The organism is Pseudomonas sp. KH_024_B2 (genome assembly GCF_057839965.1).
Window position 1 is genome coordinate 235,039 of sequence record NZ_JBYQPS010000002.1, and the last position, 20,629, is coordinate 255,667.

A 20,629-nucleotide genomic window follows, 5' to 3' on the forward strand; every position below is an offset into this window, starting at 1 on the left:
CCATAATCTGCGCATGCCTAATCCTGAATAGCTGGTGTCACTCAAGCGCAACGCGCAGGTTAACCAGCTAATTGGGCACCGCGCAAAGCCCGGAGGCGTTTAAAGCTCCGGCTCTATAACAATGACAAAAAGAGCGATGCCATGCGTACAATCGATGTAACAGCCCTGCTTGACGGGGCACGCTTCAACGCCTTCCATGCGCGCGTACTATTCTGGTGCGCGCTGATCATCATCTTCGACGGCTACGATCTGGTGATCTACGGCGTCGTGCTGCCGTCATTGATGGCCGAGTGGGGACTGAGCTCGATACAGGCCGGGGCACTAGGTAGTTGTGCACTGGTCGGTATGATGTTGGGTGCTCTGTTTTTTGGGTCATTGTCTGACCGGATCGGCCGACGTAAAACCATCATGATCTGCGTGACGCTTTTCAGCGGCGTCACGGCCCTCAATGGCATGGCGCAAAGCCCGGAGGCTTTTGCGTTATGTCGTTTTATCGCGGGTCTAGGAATCGGCGGGGTAATGCCAAACGTTGTCGCGTTGATGAACGAGTACGCTCCAAAGAAATCGCGCAGCACCTTAGTCGCGCTTATGTTCAGTGGCTACTCCTTAGGCGGTATGTTGTCTGCCGGACTGGGTATGGTGCTGATACCTCAGTGGGGTTGGCAAGCCGTGTTCTATGTGGCTTTGATTCCACTTCTGGTACTGCCATTTTTGATTCGGCAGTTGCCTGAATCGATGGATTTCCTCCTGCGCACTGGACAGACCGTGAAAGCCCAAGGGTTGCTGACGCAAGTCGCACCGAGTTATGCACCCAGCGAAAGCGATCAGTTAAGCCAGGCAGTCACTAAAGGCACTAGCGTGTCGATTGCGAAGCTGTTCCGGGATGGTCGCAAACTAAGCACCTTTATGTTGTGGTTGGCGTTTTTCTGTTGCCTGCTGATGGTCTATGCGTTGAGCTCTTGGTTACCGAAACTCATGACCGCTGCGGGATACGGCTTGAACTCCAGTTTGGCGTTTCTAGTGGTGCTGAACGTGGGCGCGATCATCGGCGCAGTAGCCGGTGGATGGTTGGGTGATCGAATAGGCATAGCTAAAGTCTTGTTCGCCTACTTCAGTTGCGGGGCTCTGGCCCTCAGCCTGCTCGCCCTTAAAGCACCATTACCAGTGCTCTATTTGCTCATCGCCATTGCGGGTGCTTGCACCATCGGCACGCAAATATTGGCCAACGCCTGTACCGTCCAATTTTATCCTCCCGAGGTACGGGCTACAGGCCTCGGCTGGGCGATGGGCGTGGGTCGCACCGGCGCAATCATTGGCCCGTTGCTGGGCGGTGTATTGCAAGCTTCGTCATTGCCGCTTCAGGCGAACTTCCTGATCTTCGCCATACCAGGATTGGTAGGAGCGATAGCTGTACTGGTTTTCCTGATACAAAACGCCATGAGCCGTCGGATCTTATCTCCCAAGCAAGTCGTTTCGCCGTAAGGTTGAGTCAGCAGAAAGACGAGTCCAGGGAGGGCTCGTTTGCCCAGGAAAGTGCTGCTTGTAGAGCATGTTGTTTCAAATATTCAAACGAAAAATAAAAGTTTCAGCGGCGACTGCGTATTGCGCTGTCTGAAAGTATTCACCTAAGAAAGGCCTGGATGCCGCGTGCGATTACAGCACCAGTCGCGAAAGTCTAATGCCCAGCATATGAACCGATCGTGATAACACGCTGCTGATAGCAGTCGATAACAATAAATAAGAGCGACGACATGAACCAACCGACCAACCAGCGTATCTTGCTTTCACTTATTATTATGCCCCTCGCCGCATCGGCGGCGGATCAGGGGTTTATCGGGGGTTCTACCGCTACCGTGCAGGCACGTAACTATTATTTTAGCCGCGACTATTCTGATATTGTCGGTGCCAATCAACAGTCTAAAGCCGAGGAGTGGGCACAGGGTTTTATCTTGACGTTCAAATCCGGGTACACAACAGGCCCGATAGGTTTTGGCGTCGATGCTTTAGGCACTTTGGGTCTGAAGCTCGATAGTAGCCCTGATCGGGTCAATACTGGTTTGCTGCCTGTACAGGGCGACGGGCGAGCGGCGGATGATTACAGTCGCCTCGGATTAACCTTTAAGACAAAAATCTCAAACACTGAATTGAAGGTCGGGGAACTGCAGCCCAATCTTCCAGTGCTCGCGTTCAGCGACATACGTTTGCTACCCCCGAGTTATCAGGGTGTGAGTATCACTTCCAGTGAGATTGGTGGCCTTAGCTTACAAGCCGGTCACTTGACCAGCACCAGCCTTCGCAATGAAGCGGGCGATGAGAAGATGATAGCCATGTTGGGGTTTGTGCCTCAACGTCAGGCCGAGAGTGATGCATTCAACTACTTCGGTGGCGATTACAGTTTTAATTCCAATCGATCCAGTGTCAGTTTGTGGCACGGCCAACTGAAAGACATTTACGCCCAAAATTTCCTTGGTCTCAAGCACAGTCAGCCTGTGGGTGACTGGGTTTTAGGTGCCAATCTCGGCTATTACAATGCGAAGGAGGACGGCAGCGAGCTGCTGGGGAATATCGATAACAAGGCGGCATTTTCTCTGTTATCTGCAAAGCGCGGTGGCCATACTTTTTACATTGGATACCAGGCAATGTTTGGAGAGAGCGCATTCCCCAGAGTGTTTGCCAATATTTCCCCGTTAGGTAACGAGGTACCTACGTATGAGTTTGCGTCGACGGATGAGCGTTCTTGGCAGGCCCGATACGACTACGATTTTGTAGCCATGGGAATACCAGGTCTCACTACTACTGTACGCTACATCAAAGGTAATAACGTCGAGACCGGCGGTGGTTTTGAAGGGAAGGATCGGGAGCGTGACCTCGATATTGGATATGCGTTTCAAAATGGCTTGTTGAGCGGACTGGGCGTGCGGGTTCGCAATGTCATGGCGCGCTCTAATTATCGCACCGACGTTGACGAGAATCGTTTGATATTGAGTTACACCTGGAAACTTTTCTGATCGGAGAGCCGGTCAGACGCCACCTTGGCAGGTACCCATCACTTTGTAAGATATGGTATGGCTGAGGCCTTGGTTGTCGATATACACCATGGTTACCGGTTCCACCTGACAACTGACGGGTACCGAAGAGATTGAAACGACGCGTTGCATATCAAGACTTTTGGTATCAGCGGATGCAGCGCTCGAAATACTGTCTGCCGCAGTGGCGCCAGTGGTGATGAAAAAAAACGAGAGGCTGATGTGTTTGATGAGTTTGCTGTTCATGATTTAACCCTCTGGATGTGCTGCCAATTTTATCAGGGCTGAGAATCAGATAAATGCAACACAGAGAGATTGACCTGTACACATAACGTAGTAATCGGGACGTGAAGTAATGGACTTGCTGAACAACATGACGGTGTTTGCAAAGGTGGTAGACAGTGGCAGTTTTTCAGCCGCTGCCGACGCGTTAGATCTGTCAGGCGCGCAGGTTTCCCGCTTGATTGCCGATCTGGAGCAGCATTTGGAAACCCGGCTACTACACCGCACAACTCGGCGGCTAAGCCTCACAGAATCCGGCGACCGTTTTCTCGTGCGTTGTCGCGACATCCTGGAAGATGTGATGGAAGCGACGGTAGAGGCACGCGGTGCGCATCTCAATCCTAGAGGACGACTACGTGTACATTGCATGAGCGGTCTCGGTGTCCTGATCACGCCATTAATTGCTGGGTATAGCGAGCGATACCCTGATGTCTCAATCACGCTAACGCTCTCTCAGCATAATCCCGACCCCCTTGAGGAAGGGCACGATATTGTTATTTCGATTGCCCACTCCCTACCGGACTCTGCACTGGTTTGTCAGACAGTTGGGCAGATATTTAGTGTGGTCTGTGCCGCTCCAGGATATCTGGTGCGGATTCCACGGCCATCCGGCCACCTATTCCATAAACATCCGGCCACTGATTCCACGATGATCCGGCCACCCATTCCACGCTCATCCGGCCACCCTTAAGGCAGGCAGCAACGCAGGATTATTCACTACCATCGACCTCTTTTATCGAAGCAGAGAGGTCGTCGTGGAGCGTTTATCCATGCGTAAAATTCGAGAAGTGCTACGTCTCAAATTCGAGGTCGGCCTATCTGCCCGCCAGGTCGCTGGCAGCTTGCAAGTAGGCCGAGCCAGCGTCGGTGAGTACCTCAATCGCTTTGCTGCCAGCGGCCTGACCTGGCCCTCTGCGCTGACTGACGCCGAGTTACAACGGCATCTTTTTCCGCCGCCGCCCACCGTTCCCAGCGATCAAAGGCCGGTGCCAGACTGGGCTCATGTACACGGGGAGTTACGCCGCCCCGGCGTAACTCTGGCCCTGCTTTGGCAGGAATACCGACTCGCCCACCCGCAAGGCTTCCAATACAGCTGGTTCTGCGAGCACTACCGCCTCTGGGCCGCCAAGGTCGACGTGGTCATGCGCCAGGAGCACCGTGCCGGCGAAAAGCTGTTCGTCGATTACGCCGGCCAGACCGTACCGGTCATTGATCGGCGAACCGGCGAGATCCGCCAAACGCAGATCTTCGTCGCCGTTCTCGGCGCGTCCAGCTACACCTTTGCCGAGGCCACCTGGTCGCAGAAGCTGCCTGACTGGCTGGGCTCGCACGCCCGCTGTTTTGCTTTTTTCGGTGGCACATCGCAGATCCTGGTGCCCGATAATCTGCGCAGCGGCGTCACCAAGGCGCATCGCTACGAGCCCGACATCAACCCCAGTTACCGCGATCTCGCCGAGCATTACGGCATCGCCGTATTACCTGCTCGCTCGCGCAAACCCAAGGACAAAGCCAAGGTCGAAGTCGGCGTGCAAGTCGTCGAGCGCTGGATCCTCGCCGCGCTGCGCAACCGCCAGTTCTTCTCGCTGGGCGAACTCAACACGGCAATCAGCCTGCTGCTCGAACGCCTCAATCAAAAGCCCTTCAAGAAGCTGCCCGGCTCACGCCGCTCGGCCTTTGAGACCATCGACCAACCCGCACTGCAACCGCTACCAGAACATCCGTACATCTACGCCGAATGGAAAAAGGTGCGGGTGCACATCGACTACCACGTCGAGGTCGAGGGCCATTACTACTCGGTGCCGTACCAGTTGGTGAAGCACCAACTCGAAGTGCGGCTAACCGCTAAGACCGTCGAGTGCTTCCACGCCAACCAGCGGGTGGCCAGTCACCTGCGCTCGCTGCACAAAGGCCGCCACACCACCCAAACCGAGCACATGCCCAAGAGCCACCGGGAGCACGCCGAATGGACACCGCAACGGCTGATCCGCTGGGCCGAGCAGACCGGGCCTAACACCGCTGGCGTTATCGCCTACATCCTTGAGCGCCGAATCCATCCTCAGCACGGCTTCCGCGCCTGCCTGGGCATCCTGCGCCTGAGCAAGCAGCACGGCGAAGAGCGGCTGGAAGCCGCTTGCCAGCGAGCGCTGGCACTGGGCGCGTGCAGCTACAAAAGCCTTGAATCGATCCTGCGCCAAGGGCTGGAAAAGCTACCGCTGTCCCAGCAAAACCTGCCGCTACTGCCCGACGAACACATCAACCTGCGCGGCCCTGGCTACTACCACTGACCTGAAAAAGGAGCACCAAAATGCTGCCCAATCCGACACTCGACAAGCTGCAAACCCTGCGCCTGCACGGCATGATCAAGGCGCTGAGCGAGCAACACGCCACGCCCGATATCAATGATCTGAGCTTCGACGAACGCCTCGGCCTGATGATCGACCGCGAGCTGACCGAACGTGAAAACACGCGTCTGAGCAGCCGGCTGAAACTGGCACGACTGCGCCACAACGCTTGCCTGGAAGACATCGATTACCGCAGCCCACGCGGCCTGGACAAGTCCCTGATCCTGCAACTGGGCAGCGGCCAATGGCTGCGCGATGGCTTGAACCTGATCATCGGCGGCCCGACCGGTGTAGGCAAAACCTGGCTCGCCTGCGCGCTGGCCCACAAGGCCTGCCGTGACGGCTACAGCGTGCGCTACTTGCGTCTGCCGCGCCTGATGGAGGAACTGGGCCTGGCCCACGGAGACGGTCGATTCGCGAAACTGATGGCGGGCTATGCCAAGACCGACTTGCTGATCCTGGACGACTGGGGCCTGGCGCCGTTTACCGCACCGCAACGGCGCGACATGCTTGAGCTATTGGACGACCGCTACGGCAACCGCTCGACGCTGGTCACCAGCCAGATGCCCGTGGACAAATGGCATGCACTGATCGGCGATCCGACCTTGGGCGACGCGATCCTCGACCGGCTGGTGCACAACGCTTATCGGATCGAACTGAAGGGCGAATCGATGCGCAGACGCGCAACGAAATTGACGACGACAGGGACTTCAGACTAACAATGCAAACCTGCGTCGCTGCGCTCCGACTGCCTGGCCGGATGAGCGTGGAACGGGTGGCCGGATGTTGGTGGACTGGGTGGCCGGATGGCGTGGAATGCGCATATCTGGCACAAAAGGGGATTCCCGAGCAACCCGCCCAATTGAGCGACCATCGCTGTTTGCACCTTCAGGATTTTCAAGAGGGCATTTGGCGTTTCAAATTGGAACAGGGAGATGTAACGATTTCACCGGAAGGCCCGTTCAGTACCAACGTAGCGGATGCGATGGTTAAGGCTACGGAAGAAGGGATGGGTATAAGCCTCCTTCCATTCTTCAGTGCGACGCCGGGTTTACGTGACGGCACCTTGGTTCGTGTGCTTCCCGACTGCAGATTGCGGGAACGCAATATTTTTGCGCTCTATCCCTCTCGACGTTTCCTAGACGCCAAGGTACGGACTTGGGTGGAATACCTACAGGTTCATCTGCCTTCGTTGTTCGCCAGCCATGTCAGCGTTATCGAGAGCCCAGAGTATTGGGCTCGTTGAATTCCGATGAGCTGCCTCTCAAGAGCATCTGTGCTTCATCGGGACGACCTGCGCCGCTTTAGCGGCAGCGCGTGGTCTGTTCAACGTCCAATTTCCTTGCACGATTCAGTTGTCTGATCGCCCGAGTTTTAACTAAGACATTGTAAGGATTCGATCCTCGCATTACCGCTTTCGGCTCAGCTGGTAAACGGCTTTCCAATCCAATGAGGTAACTGGAACATGCACTGTTGTAAAGCTTCCTGCGTGACAACGTGCACCAGTCGGAAGCGGTGGAGCGGACTTTTGTCTCAGTTAGCTCAGCGATTCGACTTGAGGGTAAACACGTCTCTTCTTGGATGCGGGTAAAACCCATTGAAATTCTCTTTGATCGAGGTCGCCGTGACCACATCGCTACGTTGGAGAGCCGGACTTCACCAGATGTTGAATCCTCTGCAGGCGGCTGGCACAAAGCCTGCGAGATTCGAATTGGGTTACTAGATACGAATTCCTCTGTACAGTCCCTCATTCAACGAAGATCGATGGGGCTAATAGGCCATCTGGCTCAGTGCGCGCCAAGCTGTTGAAGTAGGCACTAGCACCCCATAAGAACAGGCAAAGGCGCCTGGAGCCAAACGGTTTCAGGCCCTTTTTTTGCATTTTTTTATCCGTCATTAGCATCGGAGCCGTTCATGAAAACAGCCGCACAATTGCTGAAACTTAAGGTCATGCAAAACCAGCAGGTACATAACAGCCTGCCCATGAACCTCCAGGTACTTCTGCTCTCGCTATGAAGCGCTGGGGCTCATGACCCGCTGGGGGAAAATTTATAAAAATTTCAAATGGCCACCATTGAAATCATTTTTCAAAAACGGAGATCTATTATTTGAGGACAAAAAGAGCAGCGGTGGCCCAGCCTCCCAAGGCTCGGGCTGAATAGCTATTACTATTCATTTTGCATTTTCGTCGTTAATGCTCTTGCTTTGACTGTCTTTTTTGTCTCGATTTCAAGCGCGAAATACAAAAGAGCGGGTGGGGCTGGGATTGCATGTGATAGCTCGCCCGTTGGGGCCGCTAGGCCCTCTGCTATTATTTGTAGTCAAAAAATATCTAAATAGACACAATTTTTATATAGTTATTGGGTCTTTTGAGCGGCGGGATAACTTCGTCCGGCGGCCGCACGACTCATTGTGTGTCATTCGTGGATCATCTCGCCATCAAGGGCGTGAAGCATCTGACCGTTATTTTTATACCGCCAGGCTCACAGTACAGAGGTTGTCAGGTAGCGGCGGAAGTAGACAGTCAGAACGAAGTCCCGTCAGAGCAGCTGAAACAATTCGTCGTGAATTTTGCTTCGGCGCGTCCTTGACTCCTGGGACTTATAGGCAAGGAACAGTAATGATTTCAGCTTTAGAGCTCCGACATATCGTTGAGAGTGGTTTGTTACCCCACTCCTGCACTTGCTCCGTGAACCTTAAAGGGTCGCTTTTGATCAAGATGATTGAGCCATCCTCGGGCCGTGTCGAACTGTTTGTCCCGGGTGTGTTTGGATCGACTTGACTCGACTTGAAGTAGGCCCTTTCCTTCACAATTTGAGAAATTCATTGATTTCTGGTCGCAGGAGAACCAGCATTTGGAATGCCCACCGCTCAACCTTCGCGAAATAATTTCAGAAAGCATCTCAAGTTTCTCGAAACGCATCCGTTTGTATCTATCAGAGCAACCATATAAGGCATTCCCATGAGCATGTTCCAGACTTCAAAAGCATCCGCTGATTTCCGTATTTTTAAAGAGTTCGATTCGTGGCGCGGACTGGAATTTGATGAAACGTATACTTGCGCTATCGAGCTGCTTCCGACCGCGCGAATCATGATTGAGCTAGACATCGTAAAATTCAGCGTCACTTCTGAAGTCGCCCAAGAGATTTCAGCGTGCCTGAAAAAAGCACTGGCTATTTCAGGAGGCGAAGGAAGTTATGAAGCCGAATTCGGAAACCGGCCGAATGGATTGTTTAAAACTCATAGCCTTGCTGGAATGAGCGCCCGCCAATACTGGGCAAATGGCGAGATTGCGATTGAAGACGCTAGCGGAGACTTCTTTGAGGGTTCATCTTCAGGCACAACGTCAATTGTGGTCTGCACAATCCAGGACGGGGGTTACGAGTTAGTGTTCCCCTTCATGTGTTACTCGTTCACGCAAGATGATGCGACCTGGCTAAGTGAGGGTTTGCTCAACGCCTCGCAAGAGGTCGCGACAACTTGATTTGAAGGGTTTTCTGTAATGTCTAGAAGCGAAGTCGGGCGAAGCTGGTTGTGGCCGAACTGCGAGCAAGCGGAACCCCCAGGCGGGAGGATGAGAACTAGATAGTGCCAAGACATCTTCTATACGGGAACGGCATCGCTCACCATAGCCGTCCCCTAGCGCTAGACCACCCTCAAGGCTTAGTTTCCATAAGCGAATTACTTCTGCGAACTTGGCTTTGGCAAGCGCAAGTAGTTCAGTGTAGTACTTTGATTGCGATGCCCCAACATCTCAGCCACCCGTTCCAACCTGCCCTCCAGGGCAACTCACGCACGGACTGGCCAATCAAATGCACACTCCTCTTTGAGCGTTCAGTGATCCAAACCAGGGGCCACGGAATCAAGCGAGCGCGGTTGCAGTATATCGTTGGCTGATTAGGCAATTCATCCTTTTTCTCTTGATAGCGGAGTGAGTATTGAGGCCAGCGCCACAGCCTGCTTAGGCGTGAACTTAAAGCGAAACTCATCGATTTTGATTGAAATTACGCCGTTGGGCTCTGTGTCCATAAGAAAGCAGTAACTGTTTTAATCGTCTGCGACTTCACCTTCGGAAGTGTCCGGGTAAGTGAAGATAGCAAACGTGAACTCGTGCGAGTTACCCTCGAGCGAGCCATACTTGAAAGTAAAAAATTTGTTTGGTGGCAGCTTTGTGCTCATAGTTTCAATTTTCCCAAAAAATAAGTCGCATGACTAATCAAACGGAGGCGAAACTCGAAACTTGAGTGGTAGTCTAAATTTTTTAACTTTTTTATAGAGACTTCTGCGACAAATTAGTCGCTGCACTTGAATTTGTTGACGTTCGACGAGTTTGGGGGCGGCAGACCAATTCAATGTAATAAAAAATCGCAAGGTATTTACGTTTTGTCTGCAAAAATCCGTATATGTATGTATTTCAAGGATTAGGCTGTGTTGGAAATGTTGAAAGAACATGATGTAAGCAGCTTCAGTCTTCAAGTCGATATACTGTGGGCGATGGGCAAGCGGAGCGCGCAGGCGTGAGGATGGACGCCCGGCAGGGCCGAGACACTACGTGGCTCGGTGCACGACAGCCGCCCCCAGTGGGGCACGCCCAAGGATGCCCTGTCCGACTAGAGGGCCTTCAACATTTGATGTAGGTTCTGATGCTCCCATGTCGATAACAGCGCAATGGGATCTGTCCCGTATCTATCACCTGAATCGAACGACCAGTCTCTCCCATCTGGACTCATGCACTCCTCGCAGTAGTCGAGCTCATTGCAGTCGTTGTAGATCGATATCAGCCAACCCTCGACATCTATTACGAAGTGGCCGGCATAAGTCTCATCCCATGACGCCTCGCCCACCTTGGTCATGCTTCGTCGCCCGAAGATGACCTCTCGCAGTAGCTGGCATACCTCTCTGGCCGAAAGCCCAGATTGGGTTTTTCCGTTCGCGCGGCCCACCTCGGATGACTGCCTAGCTTCTCTGGCAGCTTGTAGTCTTTGCTCAGCATACATCGCAGAATCGTCATCAGGCAGCGGGTAGCCCGCTTCAGAAAGGGTCTTCGCCCGCTCTTCAATGAGCAGGCGCACAGGATCACGTGCGGCTTGGTAGGCTCTGCCTGGTACGCGTCGAATTACGTCCATTCGCAGCTCCTCAGGGGCTGACGGGCTTATTCTCCAAGCTGAATCGTCTGAATGCATCGATAACATGTACCCGCAACAGTTAGGCACGTGATTGGTAATTTCATACTCACGCCAGTCCGCCATGGCTCGCCCATCAATGACCAGCGACTTACGGTCAATCAGCCAAGCTACGGCGTTAATGAACTGCCCGTGCGAAAATACCGCGATGTCTTGGGCGGGATGCTTTGCAAGCTGATCTAGGAAGGACTGAGCTCTGCATATGAAGTCAAAGAACGACTCGGCGCCAGCACCATCCGTAAACGCGGGATCTGACTTGGCCCAATATGCCTCCACCCAACCTCGCCTCTGGGCAACTGTAGTGTTGGCACACCGCGCTGGTTCAAGGTAGGTGAATTCGTGGATGGGCCAGATCTCAAACGGGGTAGTAGGGAAGGCAGCGACGGTCGACATCGCGGTTGCCTGCGCTCGAGAGAACGGGGAGATGACTATGAGAGCAGGAGCATGGTTGAACGACTGAGCCACCAGGTGCGCTTGTTCAACACCCTTCATCGTGAGAGGAATGCTTGCGTGATCCCGACTGGCTTCGCCTGCGTTGGCGGCACTTTCGCCATGACGGATTAGTCGGACATGCTTCATTAATCAGATACCTGCCCAGTGGCTATCACACGTAAAGCGAGTATACCTTCGCGCTCTGGTCGAATGCGTCAGAATGATTCCTGTGATCGTCAACCGCGTCTCGTCGGACGACACTACATCAGTTACGGTGTTGGCAGGCCTTCCAGAGCTGGATTCGGACACATACCTGCGCTAGGTTAGTGGAAACGACTACGTCCACTGGAGAGAGCATATGTGTCACTTACGTGAAGAAGACTGGATCTAACCCCTCAGGTTTTAGCAAAAGTGGGTTTCCTGCGAGCTGAGTGCAACGCTTGCCTCGCCCGCTGGAAAGCGCAGCCAGAATTCAGGTTCGCTGCGCCAGACTACCTTTTCCTGGCGAGCACCAAGCAAGCGGAGCGCGCAGGCGTGCGGGATGAAAGCCCGTAGGGCCGAAACGTGGCTTGCCACGGTTCGGTTCACGACAGCCCTCCGCCAGCGGCGGCACGCCACTACCGCAGCCCAGCTTCAACCGACCTGAAAGAGACTGAAATGACCCACGATGAACTCCGAAAGCTTGAGCGCACTAGGCGGAGAGCGCTATGGGAGATTGCCAGATTCCTTCCAGGTGACCCCGAGGCAGCTGACGCCTTAGCCATCCTTGATGACCTCGACGACCAGGAGCGAAGCGGCACGCCCTCAATGGGTGAGTCACTCGAGCTCAATGAAGTTCGTGCCTCTGTCCCGGTGCAGCATCACAACTGCGGCATCGATATCGTCTTGGAAATGACCATTCCACAGCCATGGAGGGAGCGTTTCCAGCAGGCGAGCATCGGTTCGACACGGGTGGTCGAAGGGCCTTACGCCTCGGACTGGGATAAATTCCTAGCTAGGTGGGAAGCAGAGATGCGGCATCTGGAGCAGCATAGGGCCGCTAGATACAAATCGAATGACTAAGTGAGTCCTGCGTGGGTAGATCATGCAGTTGAGTCGGCATGGCAAGCGGAGCGCGCGGCGTGCGGGATGGAAGCCCGAAGGGCTGAGACGCTGGCTTTGCCAAAGCTCGGCTTACGACAGCCTTTCCCGTAGGGGCACGCACAACATCGCTGCAGTGGAATGCAGAACCGATTAGGTTGAGTGGAGAAAATCCGATGGGAATGACGGACGATGACGACACAGTCTATTGCGACATTCAAATGCCCTTGGCGCAGGGGAGGGAACTACTGCAATTGGTGAAGACATTGAGAGAGTCAAATGCCCATCCGACTCTGAACAGGGTCTTCGAGCGCATGCAGGATGAGCTCAGCACCTCAATCGATATCGTTGAGAATCCGCCTACCTGGGGCCCATGGTGTCAGTAAGTCGAGCTTCTGTGGACACCTTTGTGTTGTAGTTTTGAAACCATGTTTAAGAGCTGTGGCTGCAAACAGGTTCTCCGCTCAATACCGTTATTTTTGAACCAAGTCTTTGTATAACTCTCGAGCCTCAAGGATCTGATCCCTGATCTCCTCAGGGTCAATCCTAACGCCACCTCGTGGTGTCGTCTGCAGTGTCTTCAGGCTGTTGGCTGCCTTGATGAACGCTCGCTCTTCTGCCTGAACCCATTCAGGACGTTTGTCCTTCCAAAATGACCATGCCATTTGCTGAGCCTCGTTCCTAAATGGATGAGGCTAGTATGTGGTAGCTGCAAGGAATGTCCAAGCTAGGAATGCGCCCGGTCAAGATGCAAGCGGAGCGCGCAGACCAGGAAGGTCGAAGGCATGAGGATGGAAGCCCGCAGGGCCAAGACCCGTCGATAGACGGGGCTTGGTTTACGACAGCCATCCCCAGAGGGGCATGCCCCAAAAATAGGATCTAACGGTTATCGAACCGCGCGCTGATCGTTCGTACGAGAAGCTACACCCATGGCGTAAAGATCATAAGTTTTTCGCAACAACCCTTCGTCATCAGACGATACATGTGCGTGCGTAAAGACTGTCGACAAGAACCGCTTGCGTTCGCCGTTGCCAATCTCAGACCAAACCCGTGGTTGCCCTTGAGCATCTGGGACTGCCAAGCGATCAAGAAGGTACTCCTCAAGGCTATGCAACCGCTGCAAGCCATCGATCAAAATATCGCTGTTCTCCGCCGTTGCTCGCCCGACAGCCGAGCCGCACCAATCATTAGTGAGATAGCTTCCAAGATCCCCTCCAGACCACACAGCAACGATGAACCGAGTCTTTTGACCTACATTCCACACCACTGGGCGATGCCAAGACGGCACAGGTATTCCCATCACCAACCCAGCAGCCCAAGGATACTTCTCGTGAGCAACAGATGGCTCGACCAAGTGTTTTTCCCAGCGAGAAACCAAGATATCAATCGAATATTGGTTGGTGCTGGTTGCCAAAATTTGACGAGGCATTCGGATGCTTGGATCTGTAGTTTCGTCATCTGCGTAGCGCTGAAATTTTGAAGTCATGAATGTCCTTGGGGAAGGGGTGTGTTGCAGGTAGCCGAGAAATTGGAGCGGATGAAATGCCGCTGCCACTCGTCAACGATTGAAATGATCAGTAAGTCACGCTCTGTGGAAATTTCGATCTGCTCACCGTCGACGAGCGCTTGTGCATAGCCCTGAGCGAAGGCCGCATCCCTGTCAAAGCCCGAAAGGGAGTCAGAGGACTCGATGTAGCTGACTAAACGCTCCCACGCCCTGCGTTGACGATGACCCTGGATGGTCTCGGCAAACGACACGGCGCCTTTCAGGCAGCGTGCAAATGCGATGGTTGGTAGGTTCAAAACTGGTTTCTCAAGATGTCATAGGTATGACAAACGGTTCGTTTTGAGAAACCTTGAGCCCGATCGGAAATTTTTTTCAGAAGCTCACCTGTCTTGGATGAAGGTCTGTTGCCTCACGGTGCCATTCCCGCCAAGAGAAAGCGGAATTCATCCTTCATCTCTTGATAGCTCGGTGAGTACTGAGGCTAGCGCCGTCACCTGCTGAGGCGTGAACCTAAAGCGCCATTCATCGATTTTGATTGAAATTACGCCGTTGGATTCTGTATCCAGGAGAACTGCGTAACTGTTGTCATCGTCTATGACCGCCCCCTCTGAAGTGCCTGGCCAAGTGAAGATGGCAAGCCTGAACTCGCGCGAGTCACTCTTCAGGGAATCATACTTGAAAGTGAAGAACCTGTTCGGTGGCAGTTTTGTGCTCATGACTTCCATTTTCCTCAAAAAATTAGTCGCATAACTAATTAAACGGAGGCGAAATTCAAAACTTGAGTGGTGGGTTAAAAAATAAATCTGCCTGAAAAATACTTTGCGCAGCGCTAAAGTTTTGCTCGAAATAATCCGTTTAAGTTTGTATTTCACGGAAAAGGCTGTGTGGGAAATGATGAGAGAGCATAATTTTGCGGAAATTATTAAGTTCAGGGCCGAGCGCGCATTTTTATCTCTTGAAGGTGAAGGTGAGGAAGCTAGGTGGTTCGAGGCATCTGTTGAACTCGCAAATAGCCACATAAGGCTCGTCCTAGAGGGGTCTGAATATGACTTCACTGCTCAGCAATGCGGGGAGCTAGCTAATGGGCTGTCGACCTTGTTAAAAATGCTCAATCAACGGAGCGCAATCCTCACTGGTAACCCTTTTCCGCAGAAAGTGGATTTTTGTAAGATATTTCACCAACTGATTCTGTCTCGTACTCAGTCCACTCTGGAAGATAGGTTGTGCAACCACGGGTACGACTTGGACGGAATGTTCTTTGGAGCATCTGGATCGTTTCGCTATCCAGATTCGCAAAGCTATTTTCAGCTTTTCATAGGGGTGAACGACGAGCTATTTGTCCCGGTCTTGGGCGTCGAAGATAGGGTATTCACGTTCGGCGTGGAGGACGCTTCCTGGTTGGTTGAGCAGCTGTGCGTGGGAGGATACTTGCTAGCTCGGATTGAGAGACCTTAAGACGAACAGCTTGCCTCTGCATGGATAAGTGAGGATGGCCAGAAGCCACTCAACCCTGAATGGAATAGCGTAGTTACAATCGCCAGTTAATGGCGTGCTGCTTGTTGGTAGGTAGCAGCCGATGCGGTGAATGTAATCTCACATAGGGAAGGCCACCCGTGTGACCAGGATGTATGGAATGCGTCGACCAAGAAGGCGAACAACATTTTGCTTACCCGCCTTACGTAAGCAAGGAGGGCCGGTGATGTCGATTGGGCCGACGCCTACCGGGCCCTGGCGCAAGGAGTTTGCAGCGAGTTTCGTAAACTCGTTGAGAGATCGGTTGCGGAAGATCTGCTCAACAAGGTCGTGCTCAGGTTCCGGCGGGAATTCAGACCGACAGCCGGCTTCGACCAGTCCAGGGTATCCAGCTGGAGGACTGCAGGCTGATCGCTTGATGAGCCAACCAGCTCTCGACTTCCTTAGCTCGATACTACCCTTTCCATTCCTTGAGGGGCTCGTTGTTGCCGCCCTTCGTTTCGATCACTGACCGTCCTGACAAACTCCCACCGCTCTACAATTCCTATTATCCATTACTCTCCGTTACAGATAGCAGCTGCTCGAGATAGCGCCTTGCCTTAGTCTGTGGCATATAGCCAGTAACATTGCGTTCGGCTTGGAAGCCCAAAGGCCGATAGAAGCCAGGCTTAAGGAGAAGTGGGGATGTACCTTTCAGCGCTGTCTATCCGTAATTTCCGCCAGTTTGGCGATCTGACTCCAGGCTTTGTCATTCACTTCAACGAGGGCGTCACTGCGCTTGTAGGGGAGAATGATGCGGGCAAGACCGCAGTGATCGACGCCATTCGGCACGTCCTGCAGACCCGTGACTCCGACTTCCTGCGCCTTGAACTCGAGGACTTCCATGTCACAGCGCATGGCGAATCTGCAACGGACATCACCCTGGTTTGCACGCTATCCGGGTTATCAACGCTGGAACTCGGAGCCTTTGCTGAGTACGTAACCTTTTCGGGTGGCGAGGGCCTGCTTCATGTGCATTGGTCAGCACGTCGACTCGCGTTGCCGACCGCGTCACGTCGCTGGGTCGACATCCAAGTCCGCTGTGGAGCGCGCGGAGAGGGCCCGGCCCTGGACGCTGGAGCACGCCAATTACTGGCGACCGCCTACTTGAAGCCCTTGCGCGATGCTGAACGTGAGATGTCGCCGGGTCGTAACTCGCGCTTGTCCCAAGTCCTTTACAGCTTTCCGGGAATCGAAACCGGTGAGTCCTATGTCGGCACGGCTCCGCCGGCGTCAACAGCCGAGGCCTCCGGCCTGAGCATTGCAGGCATGGGCGATTACATGCGTGAGCTCGTCAGAGGGCATAGCGCAATCAGGGTTGCCCAAGCGACGATCAACGAACGCTACCTGGAACCTCTCTCACTGGCGGGACAGCCACTTCATAGCCATCTCGGCTTCGGCGACAGCGGCAGTCAGACCACAAAGCTCAAACAGATTCTCGAGCGGCTCGAATTGGGACTATTGGACAAGGGATCGAGGCTTGTAAAGGGCAGTTACGGCCTGGGTTCAAATAATCTGCTGTTCATGGCCTGCGAGCTCCTCCTGCTGGGCAAAGAGCCAGACGGTCTGCCACTGCTGCTGATCGAAGAGCCAGAGGCGCACCTTCATCCGCAGCGCCAACTCAGACTGATGGAGTTCCTGGAGCGAGCTTCCCAGCCTCAAGCTCAAGCTCAAGCTCAGGAACACGTTCAAGAGCAAGCGCAGACACGACCTGTTCAGGTGATTCTGACAACGCACAGTCCCAACCTGAGCTCCAAGATCGCCTTGGAAAACCTCGTGCTCATTCAAGGTCAGCGTGCGTTCTCCATGGCGCAGGGGCGAACCAAACTGTCGGTTGATGACTATCGGTTCCTGGGTCGTTTCCTGGATGTCACCAAAGCCAGCCTCTTCTTTGCCAAGGGGCTGCTCATCGTTGAAGGGGATGCTGAGGCGATTCTTCTGCCGGCGCTGGCCAGGTTGCTTGGACGTGACCTGACCGAGCACGGTGTATCAATCGTCAACGTCGGTGGGGTCGGTTTGCGTCGATATGCGCACGTCATGCAGCGCGCTGACGAGTCTGAAGGCGTCATTCAAATCCCCACAGCCTGCATCACTGACATGGACGTAATGCCTGATTGCGCGCCAGCCATCATGGGGCTGAACCCGAACAAGCGCACATCCAATGGTAAGCCGGCACCTCGCCGGTGGCGCATGCTGAGCGACTTCGGCGCTACTGATGTGGAGCGAGAACCCAAGCTAGCGGCTCATCGGCAAAAACGGACACGTGGCGATGGCCAGAACGTGAAAACCTTCGTGGCCAATCATTGGACGCTTGAGTACGACCTGGCTGTCGGGGGACTCATGGATTGGGTACATCGAGCCGCCATGCTGGCTTTACATGACGCGAAGATCAACGAGCGTAAGTTGACACGGGAGAAAGTCCTCGAGAGGGCAAGCAATGCGCTGGAGGCCCTCAAGGCTCGGTACTCCACCGATGATGAGCGAGCCACCGAGATTTACCGCCTTGTGGATTCCGGCTCCAAGTCGATCACCGCACAGCACCTGGTCGACCTGCTGCAGATGGCTTTTGATGAAGGTGACCTCGATCAGGCGAACTTGCGTACAGCGCTACCGACCTATGTCGTTGACGCGATCAACTACGCCACAGGCGGCCAGATCCTGGCTCAAACACCAGAGCCACCTGCGGTTCCTGCAACCACGGCCGATGCACAAGCAGCCGGAGTGGAGGAACCTGCGTAATGCGGCTCCAGGATCTTGTCCCGCCAGTCACGGATGCAGACATCGAATGGGTGAGCGCGCTTATGTCGCTGCGCGATCTAGATGAGCCACGAAGGGCGTTTCTCAAACGTCTCGATACGCTTGATGTGGCGGCATGCCCAGGGAGCGGCAAGACCACCCTAGTGGTTGCCAAGCTCGCCATCCTTGGTCGTCACTGGCACAGTCGTACTCAGGGGATTTGTGTACTTTCGCACACCAATGCGGCGCGCGAGGAGATCGAGCGTCGGCTGGGCGCCACTGAGGTTGGCCAGAGGCTGCTGCGATACCCCCACTTCATCGACACCATCCACGGTTTTGTCATGCGGTTTCTGGCGTCGCCCTGGCTGCGATCGAATGGCCATCCGCTGGTGATGGTCGATGACGAAGCGACCGGGCGTGCCAGGGGTAGGGCGTTGGGGCGCGAGCGGAGAAATATGGTGACTTTCCTTGGGAAAAAGGAAAAAACGCTGGCTGATCTTCGTCTTCAAACAGCTGATTTTTCGGATCCGCTCGGGGGCGTGCACTACATTTGCTCACCTGAAGCTCCCTCATACGGAAAACTGGGTAGCGCCATGGGCGCTGCCGCTTCGGAGGGTTACTTTTGCTACGACGAGGTCTTCACGCTCGGCCAGGCCATGATTGAGCAGGAGCCGAATGTCGCTCAGTCGCTGCAAGCGCGGTTCCCCTGTGTGCTCATCGACGAGATGCAGGACACGGATGTCGTGCAAAATCAGCTCTTGAACCACGTGTTTCCACGCGATGCCATGAATACAGCCGTGGTCAGAGTTGGGGATCCCAATCAGCAGATCTTTGAGGGTGATGGCGAGTCAGATGGCGCTTTCCCTCATGGAGAGACAATCGATATCTCCACAAGCTTCCGATTCAACCAGGTGATTGCTTCTTTGGCGAATAACTTTGCAGTCGCTCCCATTACCGGGGGATTGATCGGTAGGAGCAGGGAGGGCGACGCTTGTCCAAACACGATCTTTTTCTTCCCTGACGACGACACAAGCGGTGTTCTCAGTGCATTTGCGCACCTGGTCTCTCGGTGCCTGCCTGTCTCGGAACGCAAGGATGGGGTGCATGCAATCGGCGCTGTTCACCGGCTGAAGAACTACAAGGAGGATCAATTCCCGAAGGCTCTGGAGCACTACTGGAGCGCCTACCGCTCAGATGCCAACAGCTCGAGGTATACGCCCAAAACATTCGTTGAAGGTATTCGCAGGGCGAGAGCGCATCTGGCTGTTAGCGGTCATGCACACGAAAGCGTTGAAATGATCGCCAAGTGTTTTCTTCATCTGGCTGAGCGCGCAGGCTTGAGGAGACCTGTCCAGATCAGGACAAGGCTTCACCGCTTCATAGAGCGCAGCTTGGCATTGAACACAACGCTTCTGAAAGCCTACCAGCGAGGCATCTACCTCTATTTGTTCTATGTCCATCCGCTGCGAGAGGAGCGTTGGGTTCAGAGGCATGCCGTATTGCTCAAGCGGCTGATCGCAGAGCTGCATCCTGGCGAGACAATTTCAAACGAACCCGAGGTAGAGGCGTACCTGGCGTGGACGGAGCCGCGTGATACGGACGAGTACGAGATACCCCGTGAAACCATCAACACATACCGATCCGACGAAGATGAACATGACCCCGTCGACGTCCAACTGTCATCCATGCACGCCGTCAAAGGCAAGACTCATTCGGCGACACTGATCGTGGAAACGTTCAGTGGACAGCATGTCCTGGAGATGATGTTGCCATGGTTGGAGGGTAAGCCGCTGGTGAAGAAGGAACATCAGGTGACTTACCGGAAGAACAGGATGCTCATGTACGTCGGGATGACCAGACCTAAGCATTTGCTGTGCCTGGCTATCCGAACCAGTGCACTGGGTGAAGGAGAGGCAAGAAGTGAGCGAAGGGCAGCGCTGGAAGCGCAGGGGTGGGTGATCAATGAGCTCGGCGCGGGAGCGAATGGCTAAACCGCGCTCCTGAATATGGGGCACCCGGGAAGATTGCGGTGATCGCTGTACAAAGATCCCTTAAGCATATCGAGCGATAAAGACTGGATGCTGACTCAGACAGTGAGCATCCAGTCCAATAAGCACTGCCGCAGGCGTTACGCTGCGATGGTGTGCCCGAGTTTGTCGGTCAGGAACTCGTAAAACTTCACGCGAGTGCGTGGATTCTCAAGTTTAGCGCAGGCTTCATCCAAGGCCTGAATGGCTTCCTCGTGCGAGATCTTGTTCTTGTCGATTAGCGGCTTCAGCTTCTGGGTGTAGATGTAGCTGAGCTCGTTGTATTCCCCGCACTGGGCACACGACACCAGTTTTGCGTCCTGCTTGCCGCCCGGGTTCTCATCCTTGTAGTCATACTTGTCGTTGATATCGCTGATGGTCTTAGCCTTGGCCATGTCTTTCGTTCCTGGGCCGGGCGATCCTGGGAAATCCTTATCGCTACCGGTCAATTAGACGTGGTGGCTGTTGGCCGGTATTCAAGTGGCAGAAACAATCGGTTACC

At 54.2% G+C, this 20,629-nt stretch carries 20 protein-coding genes and 2 pseudogenes; 13 read left to right on the top strand and 9 right to left on the bottom strand.

The genetic code is table 11. The features are described 5' to 3' along the window. Nucleotides 1–141: 141 nt before the first annotated feature. Both AC3I0A_RS28350 and AC3I0A_RS28355 read left to right on the top strand, forming a co-directional pair. The gene (locus AC3I0A_RS28350) at nt 142–1,482 is read left to right on the top strand and encodes an MFS transporter (protein WP_489378811.1); all 1,341 of its coding nucleotides are present in this window, start codon (nt 142–144) and stop codon (nt 1,480–1,482) included. Between the two features lie 269 nt (nt 1,483–1,751). Then, nucleotides 1,752–3,008, top strand: coding sequence for an OprD family porin (locus tag AC3I0A_RS28355; protein ID WP_489378812.1), 1,257 nt, complete (start codon nt 1,752–1,754; stop codon nt 3,006–3,008). Between the two features lie 12 nt (nt 3,009–3,020). On the opposite strand, the gene AC3I0A_RS28360 is transcribed toward AC3I0A_RS28355, so the two are convergent. Next, nucleotides 3,021–3,272 carry a DUF2790 domain-containing protein gene (locus AC3I0A_RS28360; RefSeq protein WP_053160587.1) on the bottom strand — a complete coding sequence of 84 codons (252 nt, stop codon included), beginning with the start codon at nt 3,270–3,272 and terminating at the stop codon, nt 3,021–3,023. Nucleotides 3,273–3,381: 109 nt separating this feature from the next. Here AC3I0A_RS28360 and AC3I0A_RS28365 point away from each other — a divergent pair. The 6 genes and pseudogenes from AC3I0A_RS28365 to AC3I0A_RS28390 form a co-directional block, all read left to right on the top strand. Continuing rightward, nucleotides 3,382–3,915 (top strand): annotated as a pseudogene (locus tag AC3I0A_RS28365) (LysR family transcriptional regulator); the annotation flags it as partial. 163 nt (nt 3,916–4,078) lie between these two features. Continuing rightward, on the top strand, nt 4,079–5,593 hold the full coding sequence (istA, locus tag AC3I0A_RS28370; protein ID WP_041771204.1) for an IS21-like element ISPre4 family transposase: 1,515 nt from the start codon (nt 4,079–4,081) through the stop codon (nt 5,591–5,593). A gap of 20 nt (nt 5,594–5,613) precedes the next feature. Then, nucleotides 5,614–6,369: an IS21-like element ISPre4 family helper ATPase IstB gene (gene istB / locus AC3I0A_RS28375; protein ID WP_011077977.1), complete on the top strand. Its 756-nt coding sequence runs from the start codon at nt 5,614–5,616 to the stop codon at nt 6,367–6,369. Nucleotides 6,370–6,410: 41 nt separating this feature from the next. Continuing rightward, nucleotides 6,411–6,896 carry a substrate binding domain-containing protein gene (locus AC3I0A_RS28380; RefSeq protein WP_489378813.1) on the top strand — a complete coding sequence of 162 codons (486 nt, stop codon included), beginning with the start codon at nt 6,411–6,413 and terminating at the stop codon, nt 6,894–6,896. Between the two features lie 1,374 nt (nt 6,897–8,270). Further along, complete coding sequence (locus tag AC3I0A_RS28385) at nt 8,271–8,432, top strand: DUF1652 domain-containing protein (protein ID WP_082344494.1); 162 nt, start codon at nt 8,271–8,273, stop codon at nt 8,430–8,432. 180 nt (nt 8,433–8,612) lie between these two features. Then, on the top strand, nt 8,613–9,134 hold the full coding sequence (locus AC3I0A_RS28390) for a hypothetical protein (protein ID WP_053160591.1): 522 nt from the start codon (nt 8,613–8,615) through the stop codon (nt 9,132–9,134). A gap of 1,126 nt (nt 9,135–10,260) precedes the next feature. Here AC3I0A_RS28390 and AC3I0A_RS28395 read toward each other — a convergent pair. Together AC3I0A_RS28395 and AC3I0A_RS28400 are read right to left on the bottom strand one after the other, a co-directional pair. Next, nucleotides 10,261–10,776, bottom strand: coding sequence for a DUF7693 family protein (locus tag AC3I0A_RS28395; protein ID WP_489378832.1), 516 nt, complete (start codon nt 10,774–10,776; stop codon nt 10,261–10,263). A 27-nt stretch (nt 10,777–10,803) separates the two neighbouring features. Then, a pseudogene (locus AC3I0A_RS28400) lies at nt 10,804–11,412 on the bottom strand (histidine phosphatase family protein); the annotation flags it as partial. Nucleotides 11,413–11,922: 510 nt separating this feature from the next. Between AC3I0A_RS28400 and AC3I0A_RS28405 the strand changes: the two are divergent. Both AC3I0A_RS28405 and AC3I0A_RS28410 read left to right on the top strand, forming a co-directional pair. Continuing rightward, complete coding sequence (locus AC3I0A_RS28405) at nt 11,923–12,327, top strand: hypothetical protein (protein WP_489378814.1); 405 nt, start codon at nt 11,923–11,925, stop codon at nt 12,325–12,327. 194 nt (nt 12,328–12,521) lie between these two features. After that, nucleotides 12,522–12,731, top strand: a complete 210-nt coding sequence (locus tag AC3I0A_RS28410; protein WP_053160611.1) for a hypothetical protein — start codon at nt 12,522–12,524, stop codon at nt 12,729–12,731. A gap of 87 nt (nt 12,732–12,818) precedes the next feature. Here the strand turns inward: AC3I0A_RS28410 and AC3I0A_RS28415 are convergent, their stop codons facing one another. The 4 genes from AC3I0A_RS28415 to AC3I0A_RS28430 form a co-directional block, all read right to left on the bottom strand. Then, entirely contained in the window at nt 12,819–13,010 is a 192-nt protein-coding gene (locus AC3I0A_RS28415) for a hypothetical protein (RefSeq protein ID WP_489378815.1), read from the bottom strand. A 221-nt stretch (nt 13,011–13,231) separates the two neighbouring features. After that, on the bottom strand, nt 13,232–13,831 hold the full coding sequence (locus AC3I0A_RS28420; protein ID WP_489378816.1) for a hypothetical protein: 600 nt from the start codon (nt 13,829–13,831) through the stop codon (nt 13,232–13,234). Continuing rightward, nucleotides 13,828–14,148, bottom strand: coding sequence for a hypothetical protein (locus AC3I0A_RS28425; protein WP_053160614.1), 321 nt, complete (start codon nt 14,146–14,148; stop codon nt 13,828–13,830). Before AC3I0A_RS28425 ends, AC3I0A_RS28420 begins: the two co-directional genes overlap by 4 nt. A gap of 147 nt (nt 14,149–14,295) precedes the next feature. Next, entirely contained in the window at nt 14,296–14,568 is a 273-nt protein-coding gene (locus AC3I0A_RS28430) for a hypothetical protein (RefSeq protein ID WP_489378817.1), read from the bottom strand. Between the two features lie 103 nt (nt 14,569–14,671). Between AC3I0A_RS28430 and AC3I0A_RS28435 the strand changes: the two genes are divergently transcribed. After that, on the top strand, nt 14,672–15,307 hold the full coding sequence (locus AC3I0A_RS28435) for a hypothetical protein (protein ID WP_489378818.1): 636 nt from the start codon (nt 14,672–14,674) through the stop codon (nt 15,305–15,307). Nucleotides 15,308–15,779: 472 nt separating this feature from the next. Here AC3I0A_RS28435 and AC3I0A_RS28440 read toward each other — a convergent pair whose 3' ends face one another. After that, nucleotides 15,780–15,848, bottom strand: a complete 69-nt coding sequence (locus tag AC3I0A_RS28440; RefSeq protein WP_371259809.1) for a hypothetical protein — start codon at nt 15,846–15,848, stop codon at nt 15,780–15,782. A 161-nt stretch (nt 15,849–16,009) separates the two neighbouring features. On the opposite strand from AC3I0A_RS28440, the gene AC3I0A_RS28445 reads away from it, so the two are divergent. Together AC3I0A_RS28445 and AC3I0A_RS28450 are read left to right on the top strand one after the other, a co-directional pair. After that, complete coding sequence (locus tag AC3I0A_RS28445; protein ID WP_053160616.1) at nt 16,010–18,103, top strand: ATP-dependent nuclease; 2,094 nt, start codon at nt 16,010–16,012, stop codon at nt 18,101–18,103. Then, nucleotides 18,103–20,091 (top strand): UvrD-helicase domain-containing protein, encoded by a 1,989-nt coding sequence (locus AC3I0A_RS28450; RefSeq protein ID WP_489378819.1) that lies wholly within the window; start codon nt 18,103–18,105, stop codon nt 20,089–20,091. The genes AC3I0A_RS28445 and AC3I0A_RS28450 overlap by 1 nt, the downstream gene beginning before the upstream one ends. 137 nt (nt 20,092–20,228) lie before the next feature. Here the strand turns inward: AC3I0A_RS28450 and AC3I0A_RS28455 are convergent, their stop codons facing one another. Continuing rightward, nucleotides 20,229–20,522 (bottom strand): hypothetical protein, encoded by a 294-nt coding sequence (locus tag AC3I0A_RS28455; protein ID WP_053160618.1) that lies wholly within the window; start codon nt 20,520–20,522, stop codon nt 20,229–20,231. Nucleotides 20,523–20,629: the final 107 nt, after the last annotated feature.